The organism is Stenotrophomonas sp. FBCC-B152, from assembly GCF_059134105.1.
On the sequence record NZ_CP101442.1, the window covers coordinates 3,427,206 to 3,440,104 of the forward strand.

General features: G+C 69.3%; 12 protein-coding genes. 6 read left to right on the forward strand and 6 right to left on the reverse strand.

The window, feature by feature from the left end:
• Positions 1-83: 83 nt before the first annotated feature.
• Positions 84-1,142 (reverse strand): CDP-glycerol glycerophosphotransferase family protein, encoded by a 1,059-nt coding sequence (locus NMB40_RS15725; RefSeq protein ID WP_494361089.1) that lies wholly within the window; start codon positions 1,140-1,142, stop codon positions 84-86.
• Between NMB40_RS15725 and NMB40_RS15730 the strand changes: the two genes are divergently transcribed.
• A complete protein-coding gene (locus NMB40_RS15730) occupies positions 1,141-1,959 on the forward strand; it encodes a glycosyltransferase family 2 protein (RefSeq protein ID WP_494359025.1) in 819 nt (272 codons plus the stop codon). The two genes, NMB40_RS15725 and NMB40_RS15730, sit on opposite strands and share 2 nt — an antisense overlap.
• Before the next feature lie 18 nt (positions 1,960-1,977).
• The gene (locus NMB40_RS15735; protein ID WP_494359026.1) at positions 1,978-3,099 is read left to right on the forward strand and encodes a glycosyltransferase; all 1,122 of its coding nucleotides are present in this window, start codon (positions 1,978-1,980) and stop codon (positions 3,097-3,099) included.
• Here the strand turns inward: NMB40_RS15735 and NMB40_RS15740 are convergent.
• From NMB40_RS15740 to def, 5 genes are all read right to left on the reverse strand, one after another.
• Positions 3,072-4,442 (reverse strand): O-antigen ligase family protein, encoded by a 1,371-nt coding sequence (locus NMB40_RS15740; RefSeq protein WP_494359027.1) that lies wholly within the window; start codon positions 4,440-4,442, stop codon positions 3,072-3,074. The genes NMB40_RS15735 and NMB40_RS15740 overlap by 28 nt on opposite strands.
• 10 nt (positions 4,443-4,452) lie before the next feature.
• Positions 4,453-6,177 (reverse strand): ArnT family glycosyltransferase, encoded by a 1,725-nt coding sequence (locus tag NMB40_RS15745; protein ID WP_494359028.1) that lies wholly within the window; start codon positions 6,175-6,177, stop codon positions 4,453-4,455.
• Between the two features lie 24 nt (positions 6,178-6,201).
• Positions 6,202-7,542: a 16S rRNA (cytosine(967)-C(5))-methyltransferase RsmB gene (rsmB, locus tag NMB40_RS15750; RefSeq protein WP_494359029.1), complete on the reverse strand. Its 1,341-nt coding sequence runs from the start codon at positions 7,540-7,542 to the stop codon at positions 6,202-6,204.
• A gap of 1 nt (position 7,543) precedes the next feature.
• Positions 7,544-8,467, reverse strand: a complete 924-nt coding sequence (fmt, locus tag NMB40_RS15755) for a methionyl-tRNA formyltransferase (protein ID WP_494359030.1) — start codon at positions 8,465-8,467, stop codon at positions 7,544-7,546.
• 74 nt (positions 8,468-8,541) lie between these two features.
• Positions 8,542-9,054 carry a peptide deformylase gene (gene def / locus NMB40_RS15760; RefSeq protein ID WP_494359031.1) on the reverse strand — a complete coding sequence of 171 codons (513 nt, stop codon included), beginning with the start codon at positions 9,052-9,054 and terminating at the stop codon, positions 8,542-8,544.
• Between the two features lie 125 nt (positions 9,055-9,179).
• Here def and NMB40_RS15765 point away from each other — a divergent pair, with 125 nt between their 5' ends.
• The 4 genes from NMB40_RS15765 to NMB40_RS15780 all read left to right on the forward strand — a co-directional run bounded on the left by NMB40_RS15765 (position 9,180) and on the right by NMB40_RS15780 (position 12,874).
• Entirely contained in the window at positions 9,180-10,313 is a 1,134-nt protein-coding gene (locus NMB40_RS15765) for a LysM peptidoglycan-binding domain-containing protein (protein ID WP_494359032.1), read from the forward strand.
• A 74-nt stretch (positions 10,314-10,387) separates the two neighbouring features.
• Positions 10,388-11,527, forward strand: a complete 1,140-nt coding sequence (dprA, locus tag NMB40_RS15770) for a DNA-processing protein DprA (RefSeq protein WP_494359033.1) — start codon at positions 10,388-10,390, stop codon at positions 11,525-11,527.
• A gap of 42 nt (positions 11,528-11,569) precedes the next feature.
• On the forward strand, positions 11,570-12,043 hold the full coding sequence (locus NMB40_RS15775; RefSeq protein WP_068854172.1) for a DUF494 family protein: 474 nt from the start codon (positions 11,570-11,572) through the stop codon (positions 12,041-12,043).
• 39 nt (positions 12,044-12,082) lie between these two features.
• Positions 12,083-12,874, forward strand: coding sequence for a pilin (locus tag NMB40_RS15780; protein WP_494359034.1), 792 nt, complete (start codon positions 12,083-12,085; stop codon positions 12,872-12,874).
• Positions 12,875-12,899: the final 25 nt, after the last annotated feature.

A 12,899-nucleotide genomic window follows, 5' to 3' on the forward strand; every position in this document is an offset into this window, starting at 1 on the left:
GGGATGGGGGTCGAACGGTGATGTCAGGTCGCTAGCGTCGCGTAGCGACACGCCACGCGTGTCCCCCTTGGTGCCGGAAATCTCTACCGCCGTGACGGGCCCCAATAACCAAGGTCCTTGCGGATCTGCAGGCCGCGTGTCCACGCGCCGAAGGGCTTGCGCTTCAGGGTGCCCATCTCGCCGGCCAGGAAATCCTCGGTGGCGGCGATGACGCGCTCGCTGGAACGCCCATCACGCCACGGGTGGATGTCATCGGCATAACGGCGGATCTCCGTCATCAACGCCGGCTCCGGGTGCAGCGCGCGTGCCAGCATCGCCGGCAGCTGGGCCGGATCGTCGAAGTCGATCATGTGCGGCTGCGGCACGCGGTTGCGGAAGGTCACCACCGGTTTGTGCTGCACCACGAACTCGGACACGATCGACGACGTATCCGACACCAGCACGTCGGCGGCGCGCTGCGCGGCCACCACCTGCTCCGGTTCGATGAAGGCGGCGTTGGTACCGGCCAGCGCGCGGTAGCGGGCGAACAGCTCCGGCGGGCATTTGGGATGCAGGGTCAGCAGCCAGTAGTGCTCGCCCCGGGCGATGTCGGCGGCGATCTGCCCGTAAAGGTGCGGCGCCGCGCTCAGGCGCTCGGTGAAGGTCGAGCCGAACAGGATCACCGGCCGCCCCTGCGCCGGCGCGCGCAGCGCCGCGCTGGCGCCGCCGTCGTCCAGGAACAGCGGGTCCAGCTTGGGCCAGCCGGTTTCGGCCACGGCGAAGTGGCCCTCGCGCGCAGCCAGCTCGCGGAACGGGGTGGTGGTGGCCGGGCCCTGCGTGCAGTACAGGTCGAACAGCCCGCGCACGCGGAAGTGGCCACGGGCGCTGTCGCGCTTCTGCACGTTGAAGCCATGGAAGACCTGCACCTTGGCCCCGGCGATGAACGGCGGCACCCAGTTGGCCGCGCTGAACACCGCGCGCGGGCGCAGCGCCAGCGCCTGCTGCAGGCCGACGTTGGGCACGCCCGGCAGGCTGGCCCCGGCCGCCCCGTCGGCGAACCACGCCGACACCGATTGACCGGAAGCGTGCAACGCCCGGGCCAACGGGGCGAGAATAGGCAGCGCATAGCGCTCCGTCGCAAACAGCAGGTACTCGGCCATCATGTCCTCCACGACCGCTCCCGTTGAACGGCCTCGCATCTCGGCCTGCATTATCGCGTTCAATGAAGCCGACCGCATCGGCGATTGCCTGGCGTCGCTGGCCTTCTGCGATGAGGTGATCGTCGTGGACTCGTATTCCACCGATGCGACCGTCGCCATCGCCACCGCCGCCGGGGCAACGGCGCTGCAACGGCCGTTCGATGGCTTCCGCAGCCAGAAGGCGTTCTGCGTGGCGCAGGCCACCCACGACTGGGTGCTGTGCCTGGACGCCGACGAGCGCATCAGCGATGCCCTGCGCGCGGCCATCCAGGCCGCCCAGGCCGGTGGCTTTGCCGGCCACCACGGCTACCGGTTCGCCCGCCTGTCCGAGTATTTCGGCAGGTTCCTGCGCCACGGCAATGCGTACCCGGACCGGGTGCTGCGGCTGTTCGACCGCCGCCACGGCGGCTGGCGCGGCAACCGCGAGATCCACGAAGCCGCCAGTGTCGACGGCAGCGTGGGCACCCTGCGCGGCGATCTCATCCACTACCCCTATCGTTCGCTGGAGCAGCAGCTGGCCAAGACCCAGCGCTATGCGCGGATGATGGCCGAGCACGAGTTCGCCCGCGGCAAGCGGGCCACGCTGGCCAAGCTGGTGCTGGCCCCGGCGTGGCGGTTCTGGCGGGGGCTGCTGCTGCGCGGCGGGTTCCGCGATGGCTGGCATGGGCTGGTGTATGCCTACGTGCGCGCCAACTACGTGCGCCAGAAGACCATCATGCTGTGGATGCTGCAGCACGGGCAGCCGGTCAGCGACCCGCCCCGGCGCGGCGACGCCCCCTGACATTCACCCAAGGCCTCCATGAAGATCCTGTATACCAACTTCCACGCCGGTGACGGCGGTGGGCACACCACGTACCTGGCCTCGCTGGCCCGGGCGCTGTCGCCGCGCCACCAGCTGTTCATGGCCGCCCCGGCCGGCAGCCGCGTGCTGCGCGTGGTGCGCCAGGAGCGCATTGCCGAACCGGTGGAGATCGCCTTCAGCAGCGGCCTGGCCACGCTGGGGCGGCAATGGGCGGACCTGCGCACCCTGCGCGGGCTGATCCGCGAGCACGCCATCGATATCGTGCACGCCAACGGCGCGCGCGATCATCGCGTGGCGATGGAGGCAGTGGCGGGGTTGCCGAAGCGGCCCAAGCTGGTGTTCACCAAGCACAACAGCAAATCGAGCAACACCTTCGGCAATACCGTACGCGCGCGCTGGGGCACCGACCGGGTGATCGCCGTGTCCGAACACACCCGGCAGATGCTGCTGGACAGCCCTTACCGGCGCTGTCCGATCGATGTGGTGCGCAATGGCGTGGACCTGCAGCGGTTCTCGCCGGTCCCGCCTGCCGAGGGCGCCGCGCTGCGCGCGCGCTGGACGCGCGATCCCGACGCGCTGGTCCTGGTAAGCAATGCCGGCACCGATAACCACAAGGGCTGGATCGACCTGGCCCGCGCCATCGCCACCCTGCCCGGGCCGCTGCGCGGCAAGGTGCACATGGCCGTGGCCGGGCGTGAGCCGGACCCGCGCCTGGTCGCCGAGGTGGAACAGCTCGGCATGGTCGGGCAGGTGCATTTTGCCGGGCTGCTGGAAGACATCCGCCCGTTCGTGGCCAGCGGCGATGCGGGCTTCGTGTTGTCCTACGACGTGGAAACCATCTCGTTCGCCTGCCGCGAAATGATGGCGATGGGCAAGCCGGTGATGGTCAGCGATTACGCCGGTTTGCCTGAGAACATCACGCATGGGCACAACGGCTGGATCGTGCCGGTGCGGAACGTGGCGGCCATCGCCGCGCAGGTGGTGGCGCTCTACGAGCAGCGGGGCGAGCTGGCCCGGATCGGGCAGGCCGCGCGCGCGCATGCGGCCGAGGCGTTCGGGTTGGAGACCTTCAGTGGCTTGACTGAGGCTTCTTACGAAGCGGTGTTGCGCGGGGGTTGAGCGTCGCCGCGCAGGCGCAGGGGGTCGGACAGCGCCAGGAAGAAGGCGATCCAGGTGGCGTAGAACGAGGCAGTGCGCATGTCGCGGAACATCATTTCGGTGAGGCCGAACACCGCAAAGCCCACGCAGATCATCAGGCCCGCACCCGCGAACAGGCGGGTTGGCCGGTCAGTCACGCCCAGCCGCAGGCGCTTGGCGAACACCCAGCCCGGCGCGATGTACAGCAGCACCAGGCCCAATCCGCCCAGCACGCCATAGGTGGCCAGGAAGTACAGCAGGTCGTTGTGGGTTTCACCGAAGTCGCGCGCCACCGTGGGGGTGACCTGCTTGGCCTCGGCCAGCTGCGCCAGCTCTTCGCGGAAGCGGTCGCCGCCGCCGATGCCGAACACCGGCTCGCTGCGGATCATGTGCCCGGCCGCGCTCCACAGCTGCAGGCGGATGCACACCGACGTATCGGACAGGTGCGCCACCTGGCACTGGTCGAACTCGCTCACCCCAAGGTGGATGCGCTCACGCATGGAGGCGTCGCTGGCCACGATGATGCCGGCCACGCCCAGCAGCAGTGCGGCCGCCAGGACCTTGAAACGATTCATGCGCCGCCCCTGGACCAGCAGGGCGATGAACAGGAAGAACGGAATGGCCAGCAGCCCGCCACGGGTCTGGGTGGCCAGGAAGGCCCCGATGCCGGCGATGCCGGTGACCAGCTTCAGCGCGAACTCGGTGCGGCGGAAGCGGGTGATGCGCAGGCCCAGCAGCAGGAAGGAAATAACGGAGAACAGCAGGGTCAGGTCGCCGTAGGTGACCGCATTGAACTGCCGGGTCTGCGGTCGCGCCCCGGTGCTCAGCACCAGCCAGGCCACGTTGATCACCGCATACCAGATGCCGCCGAGCAGGCCGAACGTCGCATGCGCCAGGATGTGGCGCGGCATGCGCAGCAGCGCGGCCAGGATCAGGCCCACGGTCACCAGGCGCACGGCCTTCTCGACCTCCGACCCTTTCCAGATGCCATGCACGCCCAGGCTGACCAGCACACCCACCAGCATCACCGCCATGCCCAGCACCATCCACAGGTACTCGCGGCGGTTGTCGCACCAGGTACTGCCCACGGCAGGGCGGCGCACCCAGGCCAGGGTGATGAAGCTGAGCAGCACCAACCCGTAATAGCCCGCGCTGCCGCCATCCATCGTCGACATCAACAGCACCGGCGAAAGACCAAGCGCCACCGTGAATACCCATGCCAGGACAGGGTTGACGCCGGCAGGACGGGAAAGCGCGTGGGTCACGTTCAATGCGGTTCGGGCGGAGCGGTCGGCATTGTCGCTGATCGGTCGGGAATGATCCATGAGCGTGCGGCTAGTCTTCGCCGTCTTCCTTGCCCTGCTCCAGGCGGATCCGGGCCAGGTCCACGGCGCTGGGCTGGCAGGGCCCGACAAAGGCATGGGCCGGCACCAGCCACCAGCCACGCCGGTTGGCCACGCCTACCCGCTCGGCCTGTGACCGGTCCACGCAATCCAGCAGTGCCGCTTGCTGTACCAGCAGCCAGCGCTGCCCGGGCGCCTGCGCTTGCCACGCCCTGCCGTCCTGCAGCTGGTGGTACCAGCGTCGCTTGAAGCCAAAGGTGCGTACAGGGCGGTCGGACATGAGCAGGTTCTGCTCTTTCCAGCCGACCAGGCCCAGTTCCGCATCAGGGCCGATCCGTTCGCCCGCCTGGCGCATCAGACCGCGCGCGGAACTGGAATCATTGAACAGCGGGTAGCCCACCAGGCCGTAGGCCACCCAGGCCATGGCCAGGATCGAGATCACCGCCAGGTGGAATCGGCGCCGCCCACTGAAGACCAGGCTGACCACGCCCCAGCTGCCCAGGGCGATGCCGACCCAGCCCAGCGCGGCGGTCACCGAGGCATCGATGCCACGTTCGAGGATGAGCTTGCGTTCGAAGCCGGGCTCGCCACCCAGCATCGCCACGCCCACGCCCAGCAGCGCCACCGTCAGCAGCGCGGCGAACCCGCCCAGGACCCATTGCACGTCACGCCGGCGCAGCAGCCCCGGCAGCAACGGCGCCAGCGCCAGGCAGAACATCGGCAGCGCCGGCAGGATGTAGACATCGCGCTTGCCATGCGGAATGGAGAAGAACAGCACGATCAGCAGCCACCAGCCCAGCAGCAGCAGGTAGCGCGGGTCACGCCGGCGCAGGCGCCGCCACCAGGCCGGAATCGCCCACGGCACCAGCAGGAACGCCGGAATCCACATCGAGGGCATGGTGGCCAGGAAGTACCACCACGGCTGGTGGTGGTCCCAGGACTGCGCGTAGCGCTTGGCGGTCTGCCGGAACAGGATGTCGTCCATGTAGGCGCGGTACTCGGCCGCGCCGCTGGCGGTCGCGGCCAGCACCATCGGCACCAGCCACAGCGCAATGGCGGCCAGGAAGGCCAGCGGCCCCACCCAGAACCGCCCGTCGCGCAGGTCCAAGCGTACCCGCGGCCAGCCCATGGCCACGGCGGCCAGCGCCGGCACCAGCATCAGCAGCGCCAGCACGCCCACGCCCTTGGTGATCACCCCCAGCCCGGCGGCGAACCAGCCCAGCCACCACCAGCGCCAGGCCGGCCCGCACAGCAGGTGGCGCAGCAGGCCGTAGTTGGCCAGGGTGATGAAGAACACCACCAGCGGGTCGATCTGGGCCTTCTTGGCCTGGAAGGTGAAGTGCACGGCGAACAGCAGCGCCCAGGCGGCATACAGGCCGACCTTGCGGGTCCACAGCCGGCGGCCCAGGTCGTACACGAGGGCCAGCGTACCCAGCGCGGCCAACAGGGTGGGCAGCAGGAACGCGACCCGCCAGTCGCGCAGCACGGTGTACAGCGCGGCCTGCAGCCACATCAACATCGGCGGCTTGTCCGAGTACAGCTCGGTACCCCGGTGCGGGAACAGCCAGTCCCCGCTCAGCACCATCTGCTTGGCCACCAGCGCAAAGCGCGGCTCGTCCGAGGGCCACGGGTCGCGCATGCCCAGCCCCGCCCCCAGCACCAGCAGGGCCATCAGGGCAAGCAACCAGAACTCCCGGGATTCGCGTGTTTTCAGCATGGGCGCGATTCTAACGGTGCCGTATTACCCCTTCTTTAGCAGACGCGCGTAGAAGAAGCCGTCAGCACCGTGTTCGCCGGGCAGGCGCTGGCGCCCGGCCCAGGAATCGTGACCGTAAGCGTCACCCAGTGGCAGGAATCCCGCGCCGCGGGTGCGCTGCAGGAAGGCTTCGATCTGGAACTGGTTTTCGTCGCGCAGGATCGAGCATGTCGCGTACAGCAGGGTGCCGCCCGGGGCGAGCATGCCGAAGCAGGCATCCAGCAGGCGCGCCTGCAGCGCGACCAGCGCCGGGATGTCGGTGGCGCGGCGGTGCAGCAGCACGTCCGGCTGGCGGCGGATGATGCCGGTGGCCGAACACGGGGCATCCAGCAGGATCACGTCGAACGGCTGCCCGTCCCACCAGCTGGCCGGGTCGGTGGCATCGGCGGCGCGTACCTGGGCGTGTTCGCCCACGCCGGTGCGCGCGAAGGTTTCGCTGATGCGCTTGAGCCGGCGTGCATCGATGTCCAGCGCCAGCAGGCGCAGGCTGGGGTCGCGCTCGAGCAGGTGCGCCGACTTGCCGCCCGGGGCGGCGCAGGCATCGAGCACGCGCGCGCCCTTGGGCACGGCCAGCGCGTCGGCTACCTGCTGCGCCGACAGGTCCTGCACCGACAGCGCGCCATCGGCAAAGCCTGGCAATGCCGAAACGGCCACCGGAACCGGCAGGCGGATCGCATCGCTGCCCAGCTCACTGGCCTCGGCGGCGATGCCGGCCGCTTCCAGCTGCTCCAGCATCGCCTCGCGGCTGCCATGCTGGCGGTTGACCCGCAACCACAGCGGGGCCGGCTGCAGGCTGGCAGTGAAGATGTCGTCGGCCTGCTCGGGCCAGTCCTGTTCGATCTGCTCGGCCATCCACTGCGGGAAGGCCTCGCGCGCCGGCAGCGGCGGAATGCCATCGCGCTGGGCGCGGCGCAGCAGGGCATTGACCATCCCGGCCTGGCGCTCCTTGCCCAGCGCGCGGGCGGCGTCGACCGTGGCCGAGAGTGCGGCATGTGCGGGCAGCTCGAGCGCATCGAGCTGGGCGAAGCCAACCAGCAGCAGCGCGCGCAGTTCGTCCTCGCGCACGCCCAGCGGGCGTTGCATCCATGCCGCCAGCGCGGCGTCATAGGCGGTGCGCCGACGCAGCACGGCAAAGCACAGGGCTTCGAGCAGGGCGCGGTCGCGGCTGTCGTCCAGGCTGGGCAGCGCGGTGGCCAGTTCGGCCTTGAGCGAGCGGCCACGGCCGATCACCTGGGCCAGCACGCGGGCGGCGAGCACGCGGGTGGGTACGCCCGGGGCCAGGCCGGACAGCGCGGGGGACGGTGTGTTCTGGCGGGGCTGGGCCATCTCAGCTGCCCACGGCCAGGTCGCGGCGGGCATTGAGATAGTCGGCGGCAGTGATCGCCTTGCCCCCCTCCCGCTGCAGTACGCGCAGGCGCAGGGCGCCCTGGCCACAGGCGATGTCGATGCCGTCGCGGCCGGCCCCCAGCAGGGTGCCCGGGGCCTTGCCCTGGTTGTCGGCCAGCGCCACCGCGCCGTGGATGCGCACGCGCTCGCCGGCCAGCTGGGCTTCGGCAATCGGCCACGGGTTGAAGGCACGCACGGTGCGCTCCAGCACCTGCGCATCCTGCGACCAGTCCAGCCGCGCTTCGGCCTTGTCCAGCTTGTGCGCGTAGGTCACGCCTTGTTCCGGCTGCGGCTGGGCGATCGGCTTGAGGCCGGCGCGCAGCAGGCCCAGGCCGTCGGACAGCACCTGCGCGCCCAGTTCGGCCAGGCGGTCGTGCAGCGAACCGCCCAGTTCACCGGCCTGGATCGGGGTGTGCTGGCGCAGCAGCACCGGGCCGGTGTCCAGCCCGGCTTCCATCTGCATCAGGCACACGCCGGTTTCGGTATCGCCGGCCTGGATGGCGCGCTGGATCGGCGCGGCACCGCGCCAGCGCGGCAGCAGCGAGGCATGCACGTTCCAGCAGCCGTGGGTCGGTATGGCCAGCACCGCCTTGGGCAGGATCAACCCGTAGGCCACCACCACCAGCAGGTCCGGCTGCAGGTCGCGCAGCTGCTGCTGGGCCTCGGCGGTCTTGAGCGATTCGGGCTGGAACACCGGAATGCCGCGGGCGATCGCCTCCAGCTTCACCGGCGAGGGCATCAGCCCACGGCCACGGCCGGCCGGGCGGTCCGGCTGGGTGTACACGCCCACCACCTCTTGGTGGCGCGCGGCGGCACGCAGCGAGGCGACGGCGAACTCAGGCGTTCCGGCAAAGACAATCTTCATGGCGTTCCCACTTGCAGAAAGAAAAACGGCGCCGGGGCACGGCGCCGAACAACCGGTCGGGCGGCGTGGCCAGGTCAGGCAACGTGCTTGCGCGACTTGGCCAGCTTCTTGCGGACCATCTCGCGCTTGAGCGGAGACAGGTAATCAATGAACAGCTTGCCGTCCAGGTGGTCCATCTCGTGCTGCACGCACACGGCCAGCAGGCCGTCGGTGGTCAGCTCCTGGGCCACGCCCTGGCGGTCCAGGAAGCGCACGGTGATGGTGTCGGCGCGGGTCACGTCGGCAAAGATGCCGGGCACCGACAGGCAGCCTTCCTGGTAGACCTGGCCGCCTTCGCTGGCCACGATCTCCGGGTTGATGAACACCCGGGGGGTGTCCTTCTCTTCGCTGACGTCGATGACCATGAAGCGCTTGTGGACGTCCACCTGGGACGCGGCCAGGCCGATGCCGGGGGCCTCGTACATGGTCTGGAACATGTTGTCGATCAGTTCCTGGAAGGCCGGGGTGGTCACTTCGGCGGCGTCGATCAGCGCAGCCTTGGTGCGCAGGCGCGGGTCCGGGAACTCGAGAATGGGCAGGATAGCCATGGCAAATACCGTTTGGGGGCGCCCTGAAAGCGGCGTACGTCGCAATTCTATCGCCAACGCTTGCCTTGCGCCCCGGTTTCTGGACTATAGTGCTCGAACCTGTTGGGGAATCAGGCACCACACCTATGTTTGAAAGAACTCGTACGGTCGTCGCCGTCGCGATGCTGACCGTCGCTACCTATGCTACCGCCGTTGAAGTGAATGGCGGGCACCCGGAAACCTACGTCGTCCAGAAGGGCGATACCTTGTGGGACATTTCCGCGCGCTTCCTTAAAAAGCCGTGGTTGTGGCCGGAAATCTGGCAAGCCAACCCGCAGGTCAAGAACCCGCACCTCATCTATCCAGGTGACGTGCTGAGCCTGGCCTACCTGGACCGCGTCGTGGCCCAGCCCGGCCCGCGCCAGGAAGCGCCGATCAATGCGATCCCGCTCAGCCAGGTCGAACCCTTCCTGAAGCAGCTCAGCGTGGTGGACGAGATCGACTCGTTGCCCTACGTGGTTGCCCTGGAAGACAACCGCCTGCGCGCCACCACCGGCCAGACCGCCTATGTGCGGGGACTGGAAGGGGCACAGGTGGGCCAGCGCTGGGCCGTAGTCCGACCGACCGTGCGCTATTCGCTGCCCAAGCCGACCGAGGACCTGACCGCCAACGGGGATGTCACCCCGGGCAGCGGCAACCTCTGGAAGAACTTCGTGGCCGCGCCGAGCAAGCGCAACGAGATGCTGGGCTACGAGCTGGCCCAGCTGAACGTGGGCACGGTGGTGAAGCTGCCGGACGGCAAGTCGGAAGTGACCTCCATCACGCTGCAGGGCCGGACCGACGGGCGTGAAGTGCGCGCCGGCGACCGCCTGGTGCCGGTGGAAGCCACCCCGTACGACCTGCAGTTCTTCCCGCACGCCATCGCTACCCAGACCGAAGGCCTGGACATCCGCGTGCTGGCGGTCACCGACATGTACCTGGCCGGCGGCCCGCGCGATGTCATCGCGATCTCGGCCGGCAGCGCCGACGGCATCGACAACGGGACCGTGGTCTCGCTGTGGCGCCAGGGGCGGCATGTGGCGCATCGCATGAAGTACCCGGGCTCCTCGCGCATGGACGACTCGCTCACCACCGGTGCCGGGCGCGTCTCCCTGCCCGACGAGTACGCTGCCCACGCGATGGTGTTCCGCACCTTCGACAAGGTCAGCTATGCGCTGGTGATGCAGGGCGTGAAGCCGGTCCTGGTCGGCTATTCGGCCAAGCACCCCGACGCGCAATAACCGCGGGAAAACCTGACGCAACAACACGACGGCGCCCCAGGGCGCCGTCGTCGTGTGCGGGCTAGCCTGAGCGGATGCCCGATGACCTGCACTGCTCCACCGAGGCGCTGCTGCGCCTGGTCCTGGCCGGTGGCGCCCCGGCACCCCGCCGCGCCCTGCTGGCCCGCTTCGCCGACCCCGCCCAGGCCCTGCGCGCCGGCCCTGCCGCATGGCGTGCCGCCGGCTGCAGCCCGGAACAGCGGGCCCTGCTGGCGCTGCCCGACCGCGATGCGCTCGCCCGTGGCCTGCACTGGCTGTCGCTGCCCGGCCGGCACCTGCTGTCGATCGAAACCGAGGACTACCCCACCCTGCTGCGCCCGCTGGATCCGGCGCCGCTGGCCCTGTTCGTGCACGGCGACCCGGCCGCGCTCTGGCACCCCGGGGTGGCCGTGGTCGGCAGCCGCACCCCGTCGCCCACCGGGGCCGAGCTGGCCGCCGAGTTCGCCGGCGCGCTGGCCCGCAGCGGCCTGGGCGTGGTCAGCGGGCTGGCCGCCGGGGTCGATGCGCGGGCCCACCAGGCCGCGCTGGAGGTTCCCGGCGGGCGCACCGTGGCGGTGGTGGCCACCGGGCTGGACCTGACCTACCCGCCCCGGCACGAGGCACTGCAGGCGCGCATCGCCGAGCGCGGCGCGGTGGTCAGCGAGTATCCGCCGGGCACGGCGGCGCGCCCGGGCCAGTTCCCGGCCCGCAACCGGATCGTGGCCGGGCTGACCCTGGGCACGCTGGTGATCGAGGCGGCCGCCCGCTCCGGGGCCCTGATCACCGCGCGCCTGGCCGCGGAGATCGGGCGTGAGGTGTTCGCCCTGCCCGGCTCGGTGCGCAACCCGCGTGCCCGCGGTTGCCACCGGCTGATCCGCGATGGCGCCCAGCTGGTGGAGACCCCGGCCGAGGTTGTCGCCGGGCTGACCGGGGCGGCGGCCAGCCTGGGCCGGGCCTTGCGTTGGCGCCTGGACGCCCCCACTGAACAGGCACGGTCAGCGCCTGGCAGCGCTTCCCCCTTCCCCCTCCCCGACTACCAGCGCTTGTGGAACGTGCTGGATGAAAACCCAACGGGTATGGATTCATTGATCCAGCGCAGCGGATTGACGGCGGACCAGCTGTCGGCCATGCTGCTGATCATGGAACTGGATGGAAAGGTGGTCGCCAACCATGGCCGCTACTGTCGAAAACCCTAGTTTCTTCACCTCCACAGCGTCGTTGACGCAGGCCGAGGGGCAATGAAAGAGAGCATTCTGGATGTCCTGCTGTACCTGTTCGAACACTATTTCAGCGAAGACGCGGACCTCATCCGCGACCGCGACTCCCTCCAGAACGGCCTGATACAGGCCGGCTTCAGCCCCACGGAAATCAATAAGGCCTTCGATTGGCTGGACGCCCTGGCCGAGCAGCGCCCGGCCGTGACCCTGGCCCGCGTCGATGGCCCCGTGCGCATTTTCCATGGCCCGGAGCTGGACAAGCTCGATGTGGAAGGCCGCGGCTTCCTGATGTTCCTGGAACAGCACGGCATCCTGGACGCCAACCAGCGCGAGCTGGTGCTGGACCGTGCCATGGCCCTGGACCAGGACGAGCTGGACCTGGACGACCTCAAGTGGGTGGTGCTGATGGTGCTGTTCAACCAGCCCGGCGCCGAGGCGGCCTACGCCTGGATGGAAACCCAGATGTTCGTGGACGAGCCGGAACCCCTTCACTGACCGTACACTGGATGCTTCGCGCATTCAGGGGAATGGAAAGTGAGCCAGTGGTTCTATGCAGAAGGGAATCGTCAGCAGCGGGGTCCGCTGACATCTGAAGAGTTGATCGCGCTGTACCAGTCCAGCCGCATCGCGCTGGATACCCTGGTATGGCGCGACGGGCTGGCCCAATGGCAGCCCCTGCGCAGCGTTTCCGACGAGATCGGCCTGGTCATCGCACCGCCGCCGGCGGTGGAACCGGGCATCCCGCTGGACGGCCCGCAGCTGGAGCCGGTGGCACCCAGCCCGCCGCGGATTCCCGGGTTCGACACCCCGGCGCCCCGCCCTGCCGCGCCCGGATACGCCACGCCCGGACAGGCATCGGCGCCGAGCTACCCACGCGCCGCGCCGCCGCCGAAGAAGACCTCCGGTTGCCTGATCATCGGGCTGGTCGTCGGCCTTGTGTTCCTGGTGGTGATCGCCATCCTTGCCGCGATCGCGATTCCTGCCTACAACGATTACCAGCACCGTGCCCGGGTGGCCAATGCGGTGGGCATCGTGTCGCAGCTGAAGAACCAGGTGACCGAGTTCGCCATGAACACCGAGCGCTGCCCGGTCAACGGCGACGATGGCTTCCAGAGCCCGACCTCGTACGCGGGCGACTACGTGGGTGCGGTGCGTATCGGCCGCATCGGCGACGACAAGTGCGGCATCGAAATGGAGTTCGCCGTGCCGGGCAAGCGCGCACTCGATGGCAAAATGCTGTGGTTCGAATACGACATGCAGAGCCAGGCGTGGACCTGCAGCAGCGATCTGGACACCAAGTATCTCCCCGCGCAGTGCCGCGGTTGAGCAGCACTTCAATTATGGATGAGAG

What these genes read in the sequence shown, in the direction of transcription:
- NMB40_RS15730 (WP_494359025.1), top strand. Translation starts at nt 1,141, where the DNA reads ATGTCCTCCACGACCGCTCCCGTTGAACGGCCTCGCATCTCGGCCTGC.
- NMB40_RS15725 (WP_494361089.1), bottom strand. Translation starts at nt 1,142, where the DNA reads ATGATGGCCGAGTACCTGCTGTTTGCGACGGAGCGCTATGCGCTGCCT.
- NMB40_RS15735 (WP_494359026.1), top strand. Translation starts at nt 1,978, where the DNA reads ATGAAGATCCTGTATACCAACTTCCACGCCGGTGACGGCGGTGGGCAC.
- NMB40_RS15740 (WP_494359027.1), bottom strand. Translation starts at nt 4,442, where the DNA reads ATGGATCATTCCCGACCGATCAGCGACAATGCCGACCGCTCCGCCCGA.
- NMB40_RS15745 (WP_494359028.1), bottom strand. Translation starts at nt 6,177, where the DNA reads ATGCTGAAAACACGCGAATCCCGGGAGTTCTGGTTGCTTGCCCTGATG.
- rsmB (WP_494359029.1), bottom strand. Translation starts at nt 7,542, where the DNA reads ATGGCCCAGCCCCGCCAGAACACACCGTCCCCCGCGCTGTCCGGCCTG.
- fmt (WP_494359030.1), bottom strand. Translation starts at nt 8,467, where the DNA reads ATGAAGATTGTCTTTGCCGGAACGCCTGAGTTCGCCGTCGCCTCGCTG.
- def (WP_494359031.1), bottom strand. Translation starts at nt 9,054, where the DNA reads ATGGCTATCCTGCCCATTCTCGAGTTCCCGGACCCGCGCCTGCGCACC.
- NMB40_RS15765 (WP_494359032.1), top strand. Translation starts at nt 9,180, where the DNA reads ATGTTTGAAAGAACTCGTACGGTCGTCGCCGTCGCGATGCTGACCGTC.
- dprA (WP_494359033.1), top strand. Translation starts at nt 10,388, where the DNA reads ATGCCCGATGACCTGCACTGCTCCACCGAGGCGCTGCTGCGCCTGGTC.
- NMB40_RS15775 (WP_068854172.1), top strand. Translation starts at nt 11,570, where the DNA reads ATGAAAGAGAGCATTCTGGATGTCCTGCTGTACCTGTTCGAACACTAT.